The organism is Nocardioides sp. TF02-7 (genome assembly GCF_022437945.1).
Taxonomy (GTDB): domain Bacteria; phylum Actinomycetota; class Actinomycetes; order Propionibacteriales; family Nocardioidaceae; genus Nocardioides.
The window spans coordinates 16,503-31,077 of the sequence record NZ_CP092535.1 but is presented as its reverse complement, the minus strand read 5'-3'; the positions used below and the strand labels follow the sequence as shown (position 1 = coordinate 31,077).

Sequence of the window (14,575 nt, the reverse complement as noted above, 5' to 3'; positions counted from 1 at the left end):
ATCGGCGACGACAATCCGGTGGCGCCGGTGAGGGCGCCGGGTTCACGCTTGCGCTCGTGCAGACCTGGTCGGGAGACGTGGGGCGGAGCGGGGCGGTCGCCGCCGAGCTCCGCCGCTTCGTCGTCGCCGCCGTCGGGGAGCCGACCCGCCTCGAGCCGCTGCGCGTCCGGCCGTGGGCGGCGGTGTGGCGGGTCGAGGTCGGCACCGATCGGTTCCTCGCCAAGCAGAGCCGCCCGGGCCGCGGTCACGAGGCGCGCCTCACGGTCGAGCTGGCGCGGCGGGTGCCGTCGTACGTCGTCCCGGTCACGGCCGCCGACCCCGAGCGCGACCTGCTGCTGACCCCCGACCTCGGGCCGACCCTCGCAGCCGGTGTCCCCGAGCGTGGCGTCGACGTGTGGTGCCGGGTGCTCCGCGACGCCGCGCGGCTGCAGCGGGCGGTGGCTCGGGACGCCGAGACGCTCGACCTCACCCGGCTCGCGCCGGAGGAGGCGGTGACCTACGCGGGCGACGCCGTCGGCCGGTTGTGCGCGCTGCCGGCGGGCGACCCGCGCCGTCTCGACCCGGCGGTGGCCGGCCGGCTCCAGGCGTTGCTGCCCGCGGTCGAGCGCTGGGCCGAGGTCGTGGCCGACCTCGACCTCCCGCTGACGCTCCACCACAACGCCCCGGGGCTCGACGCCGTCGTCCTGCCGACCGACCCGGACGCTCCGGTGCGGTTCCGTGACTTCGGCGACGCGCTCCTCACCGAGCCGCTCGGCGGGCTGCTCGTGCCGCTGGGCGAGTGTGCCGTCGCACTCGCCGCCGGTCCCGACGACCTGCGGCTGCGCCGGGTCGCCGACGCGGCCCTGGAGGTGTGGAGCGACCTGGCGCCGGCGCGGTCGCTGCGGGCCGCGCTGCCGGCTGCTCTGCAGCTCGCCCGGCTGGCCCGGGTCGAGTCGTGGCGCCGCCGCGTGGCCACGATGACCTCGGAGGAGCGCCGCGAGTTCGGCAGCGCTCCCGCCCGTTGGCTCGGTAGCCTCGTCGCCGACCCACCGGTGGGGGCGACTCCTGCCGATGTGACGCGACGCCGCCGGCGTGGCGATACTTGCTGGGCGCGCGGGGTGTGGGTCCCCGCGCCTTGTCCTGTGGGAGAGAGCGGATGGCGGTGACGTCGAGCGCCGGTCGGCCCGGCGGCGTGCGCCGCGCGCAGCGGTCGGTCCGGCTGTCCCGTCGGGAGCGCCGGGCGCTGCGCAGGAGCCAGCAGCAAGGTGGCCGCCGGGCGCTGCGCACCGGAGACGCCGCGGCCGAGCCGGCGCCGGCCGGCGCCCGCGCGCGAGGCGGCAGGCGCGCGGCCGAACGGCGTACCAACGGTCTCGCCGGCACCCTCGGGCTCACGTTCCTCGGTGCGGTCGTGCCCGGCAGCGGCTACCTCTACGCCCGCCGCAGGCTCGCCGGCTGGGTCGTCCTCGCCGGCTGGGCCGCCGTGTTCGCGGCCGTGCTGTGGTACCTGGGCCGCGACTGGACGCGCGCCGTCGACATCGCCTTCGACCCGTTCCTGCTGCGCGTCGTCGCGGCGGCGGCCGGCGTGCTGCTGCTCGTCTGGCTGTTCGTCGTGTGGACCTCCTACCGGCTGGTCCGGCCCCGCGAGCGCCCCCGGTGGCACACCGTCGTCGGCAACGTCGCCGTGGTGGTGATCTGCATGGTGGTCGCAGCGCCGGTCGTGCGGGCGGCGCAGTACGCCGTCGCGACCGCGGACGTCGTCACCGACGTGTTCGACGACAACGCGGTCGCCACGACGCCCGACGACACCACCGAGGAGAACCCGTTCGGCGGCCGCGAGCGGGTCAACGTGCTGCTGCTCGGCGGTGACGGCGGCGAGGGCCGCGACGGTGTCCGCACCGACAGCATGATCCTGCTCAGCATGGACACCCGCACCGGCAAGACCGTGACGTTCAGCCTGCCGCGCAACATGGCGAACGCGCAGTTCCCCGAGGGCAGCCCGCTGCACGAGCTCTACCCCCTACGGCTTCTCGAACGGCGACTACGCCGACGGCGACTACATGCTCAACGCCGTCTACCGCAACATCCCGCTGATGCACCCCGAGGTCCTCGGCCACTCCACCAACGAGGGGGCCGACGCGATCAAGCTCGCCGTCGAGGGCAGCCTCGGCCTCCCTGTCGAGTACTACGTGCTCGTCAACCTCGAGGGCTTCAAGCAGATCGTCGACGCCCTCGGCGGGGTGACGGTCAACATCAACGAGCCGGTCGCGATCGGCGGCAACACCGACGCCGGGGTGCCTCCCGACGACTACCTCGACCCCGGTCCCGACCAGCACCTCAACGGCTTCCAGGCGCTCTGGTTCGCGCGCGGCCGCTGGGGGTCCGACGACTACGAGCGGATGGAGCGGCAGCGCTGCATGGTCGACGCCATCATCGACGCGGCCAACCCGGCCAACCTGCTCGTGCGTTACCTCGACCTCATCAAGGCGGGGGAGGAGATCGTCTACACCGACATCCCGCGCGAGCTGGCGCCGGCCTTCGTCGACCTCGCGCTGAAGGTCAAGGACGCCAAGGTGAAGTCGGTGGTGTTCCGCTCGTCGGAGGAGTTCTCCTCCGCCGACCCGGACTTCGCGTGGATGCAGGAGACCGTGCAGAAGGCGATCGACCCGCCGCCGCGCAAGTCCGTCCCGCGGGGAGAGAAGCGCAACCCCGCCGACGACCCGGAGGACGCCTGCGCCTACCAGCCGACCGAGGACACCATCGACGCCCTCCAGTGACGGACGGCCCGTCGGTCCCTGGTCAGTCCCGGGGCTGCGCGGGGTTGGTCGGGTCGCCGTGGGACGGCGGGTTCATCGCCGGCCCCTCGGTCTGCGGCGACGCCTTCGACCCGCCGGCCGGACCGGCCGACACCTCGGGCGTCTCCGCCGTGGGGTCCCCACCCGTGGGCGCGGCTCCGGAGCGCAGCTCCTCGGCGCGCTGCTCGAGCACCTGGACCACCGGCACCCGGTCGGCGTGCGCCCGCTCGTAGGCGAGCACCTGCTCGAGCTGGCCGAGGTCGAGGCTGCGCACCCGCGTCTGCACCGCCCCCAGCGGGAGCTGGTCGTAGTCGGGCAGCGGCAGCTGGTCGTGGTGCGGCACCGGCTGGTCGGTCACGTCGTCCTCGCCTCCTCGTCCGATTCGTCTCGCGCGGTACCCAACCCGGTGCCCGGCATCCGGAACGGCGACCGGACCACTACGCTGATCGCGCGCCGGAGCGCGGGGCGGTAGCTCAGTCGGTCAGAGCAGAGGACTCATAATCGCCCCGGAATGGGCGGTTTGCAGGCGTAGAACAGCCTGATTCTCGGGATCGGCGCTGCTCCCGCGCTGCTCGGCTCGGTCCAGAGGGCATCGGAGTAGCACGGAGAACACTCTGCTCCGGGTCGCGTTGACGGCTGCGCGAACTTGCTCCGGCGCGGTACAGTTCGTGGTGAAGGCAGGGCCGGGACTGACCCGGACGAGCGAGCAAGACACTCTGTGCGCTGACGCAGAGTGGCGTCGATGACACCGGGTGAGGCGAGAGGAAGCCCGGTCGAGTCGCAGGAGGTTGGCAGTACAGATAGACCGGCGAGTGACGGGCCGGACGCCTACTGCCTCGGTTGGCCGCCAGTAGCCGCTGGCGAATCTCAGGTCACCGATTCCGACAGAAACACAGTCGGGTTGGTGGCCTTCTTGCATTTCTGGCGCCTCCCGACGCTCGACCCGGAGGCCAGAAATGCCTAGGAAGCAACCCACCATCCCCACGGTGCCGAACGGAATCCCCGAACAGGTCATGTACGACCTGCCCACCGCAGCCAAGTTGTGGGGCGTCCCGCTTCGCCAACTCCAGCGTTGGGTCTGGGACGGCGACGTCACCGTCACGCGGAAGGGCGGCAAGGGCAAGCGCTCGACGCCGTACATCACCCACGACGAGATCATCCGCCGCACTCGTGAGTGGACCGAGCAGTGAACGCGCCGACTGTGGCCGATGTCTTCGCATCGGTCGATCAGGTCAAGTCCAACCTCGCCGCTGCCGCTGATGCGGTCGTGTGGCAGGTCGAGAACAAGGTTTGGACCGTCCTCGAAGGTTATGACTCCTGGGACGCGATGCTCGAAGGCGAGTACGGCGGTCCGGCCTGCATGGTGCCACCCAAGGAACGACCCGCACTCACCGAGCGGCTGCGCGCTGCGGGGGCTGACCCAACGCCAGATCGCCGCCACCCTCGCAGTGTCGGTGCGCACGGTGAAGAACGACGACGCCAAGGCAAGGTTCAAGCGCAGGGGCAAAGCTGCCCCTTCTGCGGAGCGCGAGCCGCTGCCTGAGTTGTTCCACCGCCGTTCCCGCGACCTCGGCAGGAAGGCCGAGGCACTGCGCATGCTCGTCGGCGACAAGCGGTTCGCACGCAATCGCAAGAAGGTCGCTCAGTACCGCGCCGACCTGGTGCGCATTCGCGACGACATCGATCACATCCTCCAGCACCTGCCGGACGACGCCGACGCCGACGCCGAGAGCGCTGCTTGACCCGTCGTGTGGGCGGGTGGGGTTCGTGCCATTCCGCCCACAGCAGCGCCGGTGGTTGGCCGCACAGGCCGTGTCAATCGCTGGAGGAGCGTATTGGACGGACGGGGTTGGCGAGCGACCCCCGGAAACCCAAGGGAGAACGGAACGGTGGCCAAGCAAGGTAGGCCCAGGATCGGGACAACTCGCAAGGTCGTGGTGCCTGATGACCTGTACGCGGACCTGAAGCAGATCGCGCGGATGCAGTCGATCCCGATTGCCGCGGTCATGCGTGACGCGTACGCGCACTACGTCAATCACGTCATGAAGCGAAAGCGCGGCGCGGCATGAGTTGGAACGCCGGTGCCTGGGGTCGCGACTCGATCAGCGAGCGCGCGGCCTCCCTCCGAGAGCGCCACGAGGAAGAAGCAGCACGAGCAGCGGAACTGAGGAGAGTGAGCATGAGCAAGGAGAAGTCACCTACCAACATCGCCCGGGCAGAACTGCCGATCGACCGAGCCAAGGAGCGGTTCGGCGACGTCCACCGCAAGCTGGGTGAGGCGTGGGATCTGCTGCGGGTGGGCAGGCAACGTGCAGAGGAGGCGCAGCGAGCAGCCGCGTCACGTCGCTCCAGCGACGCCACCCGTGCCCCGGCACTGGACAACCCGAGGGCGGTGCGGTGATGGGTGTTCAGGCCTTCTTCAACGACGACGCCCATGAGTACCTCGACACCGCACGAGGGCTGAGCGAGGCGGACAAGCGGTACGTAGCCGAGCAGATCGCTAAGGACGACACGAGGCTCGCGAACATCATGGCTCAGCACTATGGCGACACGGTCGCACAGATCACCGCGCGACTCGACAGCGTCCTCCGCACGTGCGATGCCGGTGAGGAAAACATCGACGCCGACATTGAGGCGTACCAGAACGGCGAACTGAGTGAGGAGGAGTTCGGCAACCGGCTCGCCGAGTACAGCCGGGATCTGAACAACCTGCGACCGGTGGTTGAGAGCGCCAAGTCCAGCGAGGAACGCGCGTGGTCGGAAGTCAGCGTTACCCCCGGCCAATACCAACGCCAGGTCGCCAAGCGGTTCCCGGCTCTGTTCGCGAACGGTCGCAACCTCGTGCGTCTGCCGACGCTCGACGACGACTGACAGAGAAGTGTTGAGGGGCCGCCTGGCTGCACCTTGGCGGCCCCTCGTCTCCCCTTGAAAGAGGAGAAGTGACGAGATGAGAGTACGACGTACGCCCCGGCTGCCGCTGCCGCGCGGCAAGGATCACGAAGCCTGGGTGGTTGATGCCCGGTTGCCTCGGGATCGGCGCGATGGAGCCAACCCCACGCCCGCCAGGTCGTGGGTCCACATGGCGATGCCCGATTCAGGAGTGGTCCGCGCGAAGGTTCTCCTGAAGCGTCTGGAGGACTTCGTCGTGCGGATGCAGGGCGACCTGCACGACCAGTTCAACGCGGATCGAGCCATCAGCCCGGATTACCTGGCGGAACTCATCCTCGCCAAGGCGCTGGTGGAGGATGACACGCCGTTCTGTGTGTACAACCTCGAGCCGAGCGGACGTGTGTGGTTCTTCTACCGGCTGCGTCGCTTCGCCTCGTGGCATCCGGACGCACCCCGACCGAATGCCGGTGAGCACTGATGGCCGGCCGCAAGGTGCGCCAGTACGTCTACACCGATCACAAGAGCAGACCGGTCCTGCGCAAACTCCGTACCGATCCCAAGGGGTTCTTCATGGACTCGTGGTGCGTCGAGCGCGGTCGCTGGGTCCCGAAGATCATCGACGCACAGGAGCACGACGCCGACCGCGCCATGTATCACCTGCCTGAACTTCTGTGGGCACTCCAAGCCGGTGAGCCCGTCTGGTGGTGCGAGGGCGAGAAGGATGCCGATGCCCTTCGTGGAGTGGGGGGCGGTCGCGACCTCGCACTGGCAGGGAGCGGGTCACGCCACACGAGGTCAGGCGCGATGGTTCATCAGGGGCACTGGGCCGATCCGGTTGGTGGTCGACGTGGACCGCTCGGGAGCGGGTGCGGCATGTGTGATCGCTCGGAAGCGCCTGCTGCTCGCTGCTGGGGTCGCTCGCTCGCGCATCCAGTTCCGCAAGCCACCCCGCCCCCACAAGGACGCCGCTGAGGCGATCGAGGCGGGCTGTTCGCTCGCCGACTTCCGTAGGCCGAACGAGACCGCCATGACCCGGCTCGCCAACGAGTACGGGACGACCCGCAAGCACCGGCGCGAGTCGAGCGACTGGATGGGGCGGGTGTTGTGAGCAAGTCAAGGAAGCGAACCAGCGAGCAGAAGCCCTCCGTCCAGCAGGCGCGCAAGGCCGAGGAGCCGTCAACCACGCTGGACGGCATCAAGGGCACGCTCATGGAGCGAGCGCGCGATCTGGTGCCGGACGAGCTCGTAGCGCGGGTGAGTCCTGAGCGGCTGTCACGTGACCTCGCGAGCGAAGCGACACGCATGGTCGTGCGGGAGATGATGGAGGCCGAGCACTTCGATCCTCCACCTTCCTCCGAGTTCCTGAGTGATGACCTGGACGAGGAGACCGCGCCACCGGCGTACCGGATCGAATCTCTGCTGAGGGAGGGTCAGAACCTCCTCATTGTCGCGCAGTACAAGGTCGGCAAGACCACGCTGGCGATGCAACTGCTCAAGTCGTACTGCGATGGTGTGGAGTTCCTCGACTACTTCACGGTCAAGCAGCCGACAGGCCGAGTCGCTGTCTGGAACTACGAACTGACCGCGCAGCAGTGGCGGTCCTGGGCGCGCCAGACGGACATCACGAATCTAGACCGCGCTGCCGTGCTTCATCTGCGCGGCTATCACGTCGACCTCATGACGAAGATCGGGCAGGACTTCGCTGTGGAGTGGCTGGAGACGCGAGATGCCGAGGTCTGGATCATCGACACCTACGGTGCGGCGTACTGCGGCGAGGAGAACAGCAACAGCGACGCGCGGGACTTTCTCCGGGCCGTCGAGAACGTTGCCCGTCGTGCTGGGGTGGGCGAGGTCGTGTTCACGATCCACCGCGGTGCCGAGCGGCAGCGCGAGGGCGAGGAACGTGCGAGGGGCGCGACGCGCGTCCATGACTGGGCGGACGTCGCGTGGAACTACACGAAGAACGGCAGCGGCGCGCGGTTCCTGAGCGCGACGGGCCGGGACGTTCAGCACCCCGAGTTCTCACTGACGTTCGACGGTGAGCGCAAGTCCCTGTCGTTCGGTGACCTGAAGTCACGGAAGTCTGCCCGCGCGGAATCGATTGCTCATGACGTCGTGCTCCATGTCCGCGGCCTGGGGAAGGTGAAGGACCCGCGCCAGCACACTGCGGAGGACAGAAAGTCTCACGCCACGCGCGCAATCGAGACAGCGATGAAAGTCGGCAAGGACGGGTCATTGGTCGAGGCTCTTCGGGCTGCTGAGCGGTCGCGCCTGCTGTACCACTTCCACGCCGGTCGCGGGACGTACTGGTACATCGGCAAGCGCCCGAAGGGCCTGCCCGCCTGCGAGTGCGAGTGGGTCCGGTCATGAGCGACTTGAGGTGCTGCAACAGCCCGGTCGCCCGCGATCCGGCGTATGGCCCTATCGCCCCTAAAGGGGCGGGCGATAGGGCGATAGACGCCTCGGGGATCGCTACCGCCCCGCGGGCCATGGCAGGGCGATTGAGGGCCATAGGGCGATACCGACGAAAGGAGCTGTGATGCCGAAGAAGAGCAAGGACCAGGTGCAGCCGCGGAGGACTGCAGCTGAGGAGTCTGTCCGGAACCAGAAGGGTCGGAAGCCACGGACCAACAAACCCAAGGACTCGGTGAAGTCGAAGGCAGGCAAGGCATCCGCCGCTGCACGGAAGGCGAAGCGGGAGAACGGCGACCCGATCACACGGCAGTGTTCAGCGCGCCGCACGAACGGCGAACCATGCCGGAACTCCGCGATCCGGGGCGGGACGGTCTGCGCGCGCCACGGCGGTTCCGCGCCGCAGGTCCGCGCGAAAGCCAACCAGCGGCTGGTCGAGATGGTGCTGCCGGCCATGCGGGAACTCCACCGCATCCTCGACAGCAAGACCGCCACCGACGGCGACAAGCTCCGAGCGATCCACATGGTGCTCCAGCGCACCGGCTACAACGAGCGCCACCAGATCGACATTGGTCTGCGCGAGCCCAGCCCTTGGGACCTGCTCAGCAACCCGGGCCCTGGCTCTGCCTTCCAGATCGCGCGCGGACGCGACAACGTGATCGACCCGGCCGACGAACCGGCTGCCCTTGGTGGGGGGTGGGGAGAGCGAGAACAGCCCGGAGATCCTCAACCGCCGCGCGCGGCTCCACGCGAACCGTGGCGCTGCTGACGCGCAGACGTACCTGTCTGGTCTCGATGACGCAGACATCGTGACGGGGCAGGTCGTGAGCAGCCGCGACGAACGCCAGCGACCGGCCGAGGACCCCTTCCGCATCGAGGAGAAGGAGCGCGCGGAGTTCGCCCGCCGCGTCTCCGAGTTCGACCCCGAGCGGGTCGGACCCGAGCCGGGGAGCCCGTTCGAGCGGTACGAGGCCGAGGCGCTACGCCGGATCGAGGAGCGCTAGCGTCATGCATCCGCCCTGCAAACCGGCCTCTCGCTTGCCCGGAGAACCGCGCCGACCCCGAGGAGCCGCCCGGCCCTCTCGCAGCCTCTACGGGCCGTGTTCGAACGTACGTGCGAACTGGCGTAGAAATGAGGCGTAAGGCGCTAACGGTCGGTTTGGCCCTGACAGAGACGGGTCGCCGGGAGCGCCGGGCGAGGAGAAGGACGATGAACGAGAACTATCCGCTGGGCCGGTCGCTGACCTTCACGCACGATCACGGCGAGGTCGCGTTCCGGCCCGCCGCGATCAGCGCCGCCGACGCCCGCGTGATCGGGCTGAGGTACTGCGAGGCGAGCGAGGACGAGCGCGACGAGATGCTGGCTGTGCTCGGTGGGCCGATGGTGAAGCGGTCGCTGCGCGTGTTCGGCAACACCGCCGCACGGCTCGGTGACCCGGACGCTGCTGCGTACGCCCGTGGGTTGCGCGAGGAGATCACCCCCGCCCCCACCACCAAGAAGGGTGCGGCGTGATGCGACCGGTGACCCGCGCTCTCGGCTACCTCCGAGTCAGTACCGAGGAGCAAGCCGCCAACGGCCACGGGCTCGACGCCCAGCGCGACACCATCACCAGCGAAGCCGACCGGCGCGGCTGGCCGCTGACGATCGTGGCAGATGAGGGCATGTCCGGCTCACAGGTCAACCCGGCCCTGCGTGATGCCCTCGACCAACTCCGGCACGGCAGAGCTGATGCGCTGATCGTGGCGAAACTCGACCGCATGGCGCGCTCGGTGCTTCACGCCTCCGAGATCATCGACGCCGCCAAGACCCAGGGCTGGGACCTGGTGATCTGCGACCTGGGGATGAACCTCTCCACCCCACAGGGCAAGGCGATGGCTTCGATGCTGGCGACGTTCGCGGAGTTCGAGCGCGACATGATCAGCCTCCGCACCAGAGAGGGCCTGGCCGCGGCACGAGCCAAGGGCAAGCGGATCGGCCGCCCACGACTCGCCACGGCCGATGTGGTTGACGCGATCGTGACCGCGCGAGATGGCGGCGAGTCCTTCGCATCCATCGCCCGCACCCTGACTGGTGGTGGGGTGCTGAGCCCGCAAGGCCGCTCGACCTGGCAGCCCTCAACGGTCCGGCGCATCTACAACGCCGCGACCCAGGAGGCATCGTGACCCCGACCAGCCAGGCCACGAGCCGCAAGGTCCAGGTCGCCAACGGCGACAGCCCGAGCGACGACCGCTTCATCGTCCTCACGAGCCACCGACTCCTGGCTACTCCGGTGTGGGTGGTGGGGGTCGTCGACGGCACCGGTCGCCTCACCGATCCACCGAGCCTTCTCGTCACCCCTGACCACGAGCGTGCTCGCCGCCACGCGAACCGCCTCTTCAACGACCTCGGCGGCGAGGAGGTCGAGCCGACTCACTACGCCAGCCACATCGCGCGGGACGTCCGCGCGCCTCGTGCGTACGGCATCCACCCCGCCCAGCGTCCGGCCACGAGCACTGTCGTCACGCCTCCTCGCTACCGCGAGAAGCGCGGGAAGTGGCACGTGTGCTGGCAGGTCGAGGGCGAACGGAAGCGCAAAGGCAAGTGGTTCCCCACCGAGCAACAAGCCCACGACTTCTACAACCGACTCACCAAGGAGATGAGCGACCGATGAGAGAGGCGAAGGCATGGGTGAGGAAGTCCCACAGGACCAAGCACCTTCACCCGAGCAAGCAGAAGTGGGAAGTGATCTGGGAGGACCCGGAGCACGATCGGAAGCCCTACACCGAGCGCACCAAGGGAGGGTTCACCAGCAAGGCAGCCGCTGAGGAGTGGGCCAAGGACCACCGCGAGCGGACGCGGAGCGGCGCTTACACCGACCCGACACGGGCCGAGGTCACGTTCCGCACTCTCGCGGAGGAGTGGCTAGCGGCCCAACACTTCGACAGACGGCACACGGCCAACGGGTACCGCCGGATCATCGAGGGCAACAACGATCTGATGGACACGTTTGGGGACACGCCCATCGGTGAGATCACGTATGCGGCAGTCCTCCGTTACATCAAGGACGCCAGCAGCCGACTCGCCGCGCAGACCGTGCGGCACCGGTTCTATGTGCTACGGACGGTGCTCGACTATGCCGTCCACAACCGCCACCTGCCGACGAACGTTGCTCGCTCGGTGCCGCCGAGGACGCTGCCCAGCGTGAAGCGCATGAAGGCCCACGAGGAGAAGCGCTACCCGCTGACGCTCACGGAGACCGAGCGGATCATCGCCGCGATGCCGTACCCGCACGACGTGTTCACCCGGCTCGTCGCCGATTCTTGGATGCGACCGGAGGAGGCAACCGGTCTGCGGCTTCGGGACGTGGACCTGGACGACGGCTTCGTCCGCGTCCGCACGGTCATCGTTGAGGTCCAGGGCGAGCTGTTCCGCGAGGAGGCCACCAAGACCGCGCATAGCAGCCGTGACATCGATCTCAGCACTCCCACGCTCGACGCGCTGGAGGCGTACATCCGGGACCACAAGCGCCGCGCGGCTCGCTTCTTCACCGAGCACCCCGAGCACGAGCACCCCGGAGAAGACTTGCCGTTGTTCGTCGGCTCGTCGGTGGGTGGGGCGCATGGTCGTCCGCTGATTGATCGGCTCGACTACTCCAAGCCGCTCCGGTACTCATCGCTGGACCGGTACTGGAAGCGAGCCTTGAAGGAGGCCGATGTGCCGCACATGCGGTTCTACGAACTGCGCCACGCCGGCATCAGCCGTCACGTTGCGCGGATCGGCCAGGACGGCGCTCTCACCCTCAAGGAGATTCAGGAGCGAGCCGGTCACGGCAGCGCGACGATGACGCTGGACCGCTACGCGAGGAGTTCCCGCCGCGACGGAGACAAGCGTCGGGCTGCGCTCGATGCTGCGGCTGTTGTGGAAACGGCTACCAATGTCACGCCACTCGCCCGGAGGAGGCGCGCTCAATGACCAACTCGATCCGGCCCCGATCACCGCTCGTGGCGGATGAGGCACACCCACGCCCTGGGCGAGCCTGTGGACAACTCGGCGGACCGCGCTTGCACTCGTCGGAGTCGTCGCTCACAATGAGAATGACCGAGCATAGTTACACGCTTGTAGTTCGTTTGTCGAGTACCCAGCCGAGACTTCGGCGTGGTGTTCGACAACAGGTGGCGTTGCTGGGCCCGGTCGATGGGGGTCGAACGGCCCAGCGTGTCCCGCTGCGCTTCCAGCGGTGGAGGTAACTAGCGATGCAGTTCGAACTAAGACGGGCGTCCGGCGCTCAGCCGTGGTATTGGCTGATCCGGGCATCCAACGGCAAGGTGCTCGCGACGAGCGAGACCTACTTCAACCGCCAGGACGCGATCAACGCCGTGGCGGTCGTCCAGAAGAACGCGGCAAGTGCCCCGTTCTACGACATGACGAAGGCGGCCTGACCATGCCGGGGAAGCGCGGTCGAAGCGCGAGCACTGGTCGGTTCGTCAAGCAGTCCACGGTCAAGCGTCACCCGAAGACGACCGTGAACGAGTCCACCAAGAGCAAGTCCAAGAAGAAGAAGTAGCACGTCGCTGACGGCGGGGAAGCCGCCCAGCGTCTGAGAAGCCCCACCCGTACCGATGTGATAGCGACACCTCGGTTCCGAGTGGGGCTTCTCCCTGTATCCAAGGGGATGAAGGGGCGGCGGGTGATGCCCGTCCTGCCACGTGGACGGCCGCCACTACTGTTCTCTCTGCCCCAGTAGCTCAGCTGGTTAGAGCACCGGACTCATAATCCGGCGTGTCGTGGGTTCAAGTCCCACCTGGGGCACAAACCAGCGCGCCTGTCGCAGGTGCCATAACCTCCCGTCATGGACGCAGCGTTGGCCGCTCTGATCGGTGCAGGTGTAGGCGCCGTCGTGCCTTCGGCGACGTCTCTTATCGCGAGCATCCAGGCGCGCCGGGACGCACGTGAGGCACGGCTGTTCGACCATCGCCGCGAGGGATACGCGGCATTCCTCTCCCAGGCGCGCCAGATTGGCGATGCGGCTACAGAGTGGTGGGACGCCGAGGGTTACGCGCCGCCAGAGTACGTGCTGGATCGGCTGGTCAACGCGCGCGCTGAGGTCAGCCTGTACGGGACGCCGGAGGCTGATCGCCTCGCTGGTGAGGTGATCAAGGCCATGGTTACCTACACCCTCAAGAACGGGTCGGCTGAGACTCACAGATCAGCTGATCTCGCCATCGGCGCCTTCGTGGCGCGGGCTCGAGTCGACCTGGGGGTGACGTCGAAGTAGTAATCGAACCAACGAACCGGCCGCGCGTGTCGGTGGACCCACCTACCTTGTTGCTGTGTCTCAGCACACGAGAGGACCATGGGCGATGTGGCATGACGACGACCCCGACCGTCAGGAGTCGCTGGAGTACGTACTCGGCGCGACCGCGCACCTTCTCGCACAGATGGGCGACCAGCAGGCGGCTTTGCTCTTGGAGGACGTCGCGCAACTCAGCATCGAGTCCGAGAACCGCGGGCTGATGCAGGAGGACATCTGGACCAATGACGGCTCGCTCAGCCCCAAGTTCTCCACCGTGTACTACGTCGATGTGGAGCCGTACCTCCAGCCACGATTCACGCAGGGGGTCTTGGATCGCATCCTCCCCGTGTTGCGCAGCCTCGCTCAGCGGACGTACCTGCCTGACCCCGAGTTCCTTGATACTCGGCTCGCGATGCCTGACATCGACACCAGCAATTGGCGCGAGACGCTGCGCCAGCAGTACGCGACCGAGGACGTTACCAACTCCGCTCGCAAGGAGCGCCTGGACCCGCAGTCGCCTGTGGTCGACGGACTCACCTTCACCAACGCCGAGGAACTGGCCGTGTACGAGGCACTGGTTCGGCTGCAGGCGGTCACGGCAGAGGACCGCACGTTTGCTATCTCGCCGCTTCCCCGGCACCCGCATCAGGGCAGGCAATGTGTGGGTGCCCGACCTCCTGCTGATCGGGAACGGTCACGCGATGCTGATCGAGGTCGATGGACCCCACCACGCCAAGGCGCACCGACGAGCCGACGATGACATGCGCGATGCGCAGTGGCGCCGCTGTGGCGTTCAGGTCCGCCGTGTGCCCGTTGAGTACACCCGGCCCGAGCGAGCAGATGAGTTGGATTCGTGGCTCAAGGTGGAGGTCCGAGACGGGCTGGGCTTCGGTCGCTGACCCTTGGGGTGGGGCGCGACCGCGCCGACCCCTTCCCGGACCCCGGAGACGCTGCAAGCGATCTGCAAGCCGTTGAAGGCCCCGGACGGTCCTCCGGCCCGGATCGACCTCTCTGGGGCTACAAGACCCCTTCAGGCAATGCAGGCGGCCCAGGAGCCCGGTCCGACCCCTCCCGGAGCGCGCGCGGGACGGCGCGGGAGCCCTCCGGGACCGCTCCCGCGCCGTCCCGCGCTGTCGCGGCGCTGTCCCGCTCGGATCAGGCTCGGATCGGCACGTTTCCGCTGGTCGGAGCATTGAGGCCGATATTCCCGCTCAACGGCGCGGTTTCTCC

The 14,575-nt window shown here is 68.2% G+C and carries 22 protein-coding genes and 1 tRNA gene; 21 read left to right on the top strand and 2 right to left on the bottom strand.

The window, feature by feature from the left end:
- Nucleotides 1–56 precede the first annotated feature (56 nt).
- Nucleotides 57–1,145, top strand: coding sequence for a hypothetical protein (locus MF408_RS00170; RefSeq protein ID WP_240249787.1), 1,089 nt, complete (start codon nt 57–59; stop codon nt 1,143–1,145).
- A 454-nt stretch (nt 1,146–1,599) separates the two neighbouring features.
- Here the strand turns inward: MF408_RS00170 and MF408_RS00165 are convergent, their stop codons facing one another.
- Nucleotides 1,600–1,911 carry a hypothetical protein gene (locus MF408_RS00165; protein ID WP_240249786.1) on the bottom strand — a complete coding sequence of 104 codons (312 nt, stop codon included), beginning with the start codon at nt 1,909–1,911 and terminating at the stop codon, nt 1,600–1,602.
- Between the two features lie 125 nt (nt 1,912–2,036).
- On the opposite strand from MF408_RS00165, the gene MF408_RS00160 reads away from it, so the two are divergent.
- Nucleotides 2,037–2,753, top strand: coding sequence for an LCP family protein (locus tag MF408_RS00160; protein ID WP_240249785.1), 717 nt, complete (start codon nt 2,037–2,039; stop codon nt 2,751–2,753).
- Nucleotides 2,754–2,775: 22 nt separating this feature from the next.
- Here the strand turns inward: MF408_RS00160 and MF408_RS00155 are convergent, their stop codons facing one another.
- Complete coding sequence (locus MF408_RS00155) at nt 2,776–3,129, bottom strand: hypothetical protein (RefSeq protein ID WP_240249784.1); 354 nt, start codon at nt 3,127–3,129, stop codon at nt 2,776–2,778.
- Nucleotides 3,130–3,757: 628 nt separating this feature from the next.
- Between MF408_RS00155 and MF408_RS00150 the strand changes: the two genes are divergently transcribed.
- The 19 genes from MF408_RS00150 to MF408_RS00070 all read left to right on the top strand — a co-directional run bounded on the left by MF408_RS00150 (nt 3,758) and on the right by MF408_RS00070 (nt 14,105).
- Nucleotides 3,758–3,961 (top strand): hypothetical protein, encoded by a 204-nt coding sequence (locus MF408_RS00150; RefSeq protein ID WP_240249783.1) that lies wholly within the window; start codon nt 3,758–3,760, stop codon nt 3,959–3,961.
- Between the two features lie 273 nt (nt 3,962–4,234).
- Nucleotides 4,235–4,513, top strand: a complete 279-nt coding sequence (locus MF408_RS00145) for a hypothetical protein (protein WP_240249782.1) — start codon at nt 4,235–4,237, stop codon at nt 4,511–4,513.
- 195 nt (nt 4,514–4,708) lie between these two features.
- Nucleotides 4,709–4,840, top strand: coding sequence for a hypothetical protein (locus MF408_RS24650; protein WP_275693301.1), 132 nt, complete (start codon nt 4,709–4,711; stop codon nt 4,838–4,840).
- Between the two features lie 110 nt (nt 4,841–4,950).
- Nucleotides 4,951–5,172, top strand: a complete 222-nt coding sequence (locus tag MF408_RS00140) for a hypothetical protein (RefSeq protein WP_240249781.1) — start codon at nt 4,951–4,953, stop codon at nt 5,170–5,172.
- Nucleotides 5,169–5,642 carry a hypothetical protein gene (locus MF408_RS00135; protein WP_240249780.1) on the top strand — a complete coding sequence of 158 codons (474 nt, stop codon included), beginning with the start codon at nt 5,169–5,171 and terminating at the stop codon, nt 5,640–5,642. The genes MF408_RS00140 and MF408_RS00135 overlap by 4 nt, the downstream gene beginning before the upstream one ends.
- A gap of 208 nt (nt 5,643–5,850) precedes the next feature.
- Nucleotides 5,851–6,138: a hypothetical protein gene (locus MF408_RS00130; RefSeq protein ID WP_240249779.1), complete on the top strand. Its 288-nt coding sequence runs from the start codon at nt 5,851–5,853 to the stop codon at nt 6,136–6,138.
- Nucleotides 6,139–6,498: 360 nt separating this feature from the next.
- Nucleotides 6,499–6,768, top strand: a complete 270-nt coding sequence (locus tag MF408_RS00125) for a hypothetical protein (RefSeq protein ID WP_240249778.1) — start codon at nt 6,499–6,501, stop codon at nt 6,766–6,768.
- Complete coding sequence (locus MF408_RS00120; protein ID WP_240249777.1) at nt 6,765–8,030, top strand: AAA family ATPase; 1,266 nt, start codon at nt 6,765–6,767, stop codon at nt 8,028–8,030. The genes MF408_RS00125 and MF408_RS00120 overlap by 4 nt, the downstream gene beginning before the upstream one ends.
- A 169-nt stretch (nt 8,031–8,199) precedes the next feature.
- Nucleotides 8,200–8,841, top strand: coding sequence for a hypothetical protein (locus tag MF408_RS00115; RefSeq protein ID WP_240249776.1), 642 nt, complete (start codon nt 8,200–8,202; stop codon nt 8,839–8,841).
- Between the two features lie 40 nt (nt 8,842–8,881).
- The gene (locus MF408_RS00110) at nt 8,882–9,076 is read left to right on the top strand and encodes a hypothetical protein (protein ID WP_240249775.1); all 195 of its coding nucleotides are present in this window, start codon (nt 8,882–8,884) and stop codon (nt 9,074–9,076) included.
- Nucleotides 9,077–9,282: 206 nt separating this feature from the next.
- A complete protein-coding gene (locus MF408_RS00105) occupies nt 9,283–9,585 on the top strand; it encodes a hypothetical protein (RefSeq protein ID WP_240249774.1) in 303 nt (100 codons plus the stop codon).
- 8 nt (nt 9,586–9,593) lie between these two features.
- A complete protein-coding gene (locus tag MF408_RS00100; protein ID WP_240249773.1) occupies nt 9,594–10,235 on the top strand; it encodes a recombinase family protein in 642 nt (213 codons plus the stop codon).
- Nucleotides 10,232–10,723 carry a hypothetical protein gene (locus MF408_RS00095; RefSeq protein ID WP_240249772.1) on the top strand — a complete coding sequence of 164 codons (492 nt, stop codon included), beginning with the start codon at nt 10,232–10,234 and terminating at the stop codon, nt 10,721–10,723. The genes MF408_RS00100 and MF408_RS00095 overlap by 4 nt, the downstream gene beginning before the upstream one ends.
- Nucleotides 10,720–12,024: a tyrosine-type recombinase/integrase gene (locus MF408_RS00090; protein WP_240249771.1), complete on the top strand. Its 1,305-nt coding sequence runs from the start codon at nt 10,720–10,722 to the stop codon at nt 12,022–12,024. Before MF408_RS00095 ends, MF408_RS00090 begins: the two co-directional genes overlap by 4 nt.
- A 281-nt stretch (nt 12,025–12,305) precedes the next feature.
- Nucleotides 12,306–12,491 carry a DUF1508 domain-containing protein gene (locus MF408_RS24645; RefSeq protein WP_275693300.1) on the top strand — a complete coding sequence of 62 codons (186 nt, stop codon included), beginning with the start codon at nt 12,306–12,308 and terminating at the stop codon, nt 12,489–12,491.
- Between the two features lie 2 nt (nt 12,492–12,493).
- Nucleotides 12,494–12,616 carry a hypothetical protein gene (locus MF408_RS24640; protein ID WP_275693299.1) on the top strand — a complete coding sequence of 41 codons (123 nt, stop codon included), beginning with the start codon at nt 12,494–12,496 and terminating at the stop codon, nt 12,614–12,616.
- A gap of 170 nt (nt 12,617–12,786) precedes the next feature.
- Nucleotides 12,787–12,861: transfer RNA gene (locus MF408_RS00080), tRNA-Ile, on the top strand.
- 40 nt (nt 12,862–12,901) lie between these two features.
- Nucleotides 12,902–13,327 (top strand): hypothetical protein, encoded by a 426-nt coding sequence (locus MF408_RS00075; RefSeq protein WP_240249769.1) that lies wholly within the window; start codon nt 12,902–12,904, stop codon nt 13,325–13,327.
- An 85-nt stretch (nt 13,328–13,412) separates the two neighbouring features.
- A complete protein-coding gene (locus MF408_RS00070) occupies nt 13,413–14,105 on the top strand; it encodes a hypothetical protein (RefSeq protein ID WP_240249768.1) in 693 nt (230 codons plus the stop codon).
- Nucleotides 14,106–14,575 lie beyond the last annotated feature (470 nt).

Bases quoted from the DNA above. Each gene is read 5' to 3' on its own strand.
- MF408_RS00160 (WP_240249785.1), top strand. From the start codon at position 2,037: ATGCTCAACGCCGTCTACCGCAACATCCCGCTGATGCACCCCGAGGTC.
- MF408_RS00140 (WP_240249781.1), top strand. From the start codon at position 4,951: ATGAGCAAGGAGAAGTCACCTACCAACATCGCCCGGGCAGAACTGCCG.
- MF408_RS00130 (WP_240249779.1), top strand. From the start codon at position 5,851: ATGGCGATGCCCGATTCAGGAGTGGTCCGCGCGAAGGTTCTCCTGAAG.
- MF408_RS00115 (WP_240249776.1), top strand. From the start codon at position 8,200: ATGCCGAAGAAGAGCAAGGACCAGGTGCAGCCGCGGAGGACTGCAGCT.
- MF408_RS00105 (WP_240249774.1), top strand. From the start codon at position 9,283: ATGAACGAGAACTATCCGCTGGGCCGGTCGCTGACCTTCACGCACGAT.
- MF408_RS00090 (WP_240249771.1), top strand. From the start codon at position 10,720: ATGAGAGAGGCGAAGGCATGGGTGAGGAAGTCCCACAGGACCAAGCAC.
- MF408_RS24645 (WP_275693300.1), top strand. From the start codon at position 12,306: ATGCAGTTCGAACTAAGACGGGCGTCCGGCGCTCAGCCGTGGTATTGG.
- MF408_RS24640 (WP_275693299.1), top strand. From the start codon at position 12,494: ATGCCGGGGAAGCGCGGTCGAAGCGCGAGCACTGGTCGGTTCGTCAAG.
- MF408_RS00075 (WP_240249769.1), top strand. From the start codon at position 12,902: ATGGACGCAGCGTTGGCCGCTCTGATCGGTGCAGGTGTAGGCGCCGTC.
- MF408_RS00070 (WP_240249768.1), top strand. From the start codon at position 13,413: ATGTGGCATGACGACGACCCCGACCGTCAGGAGTCGCTGGAGTACGTA.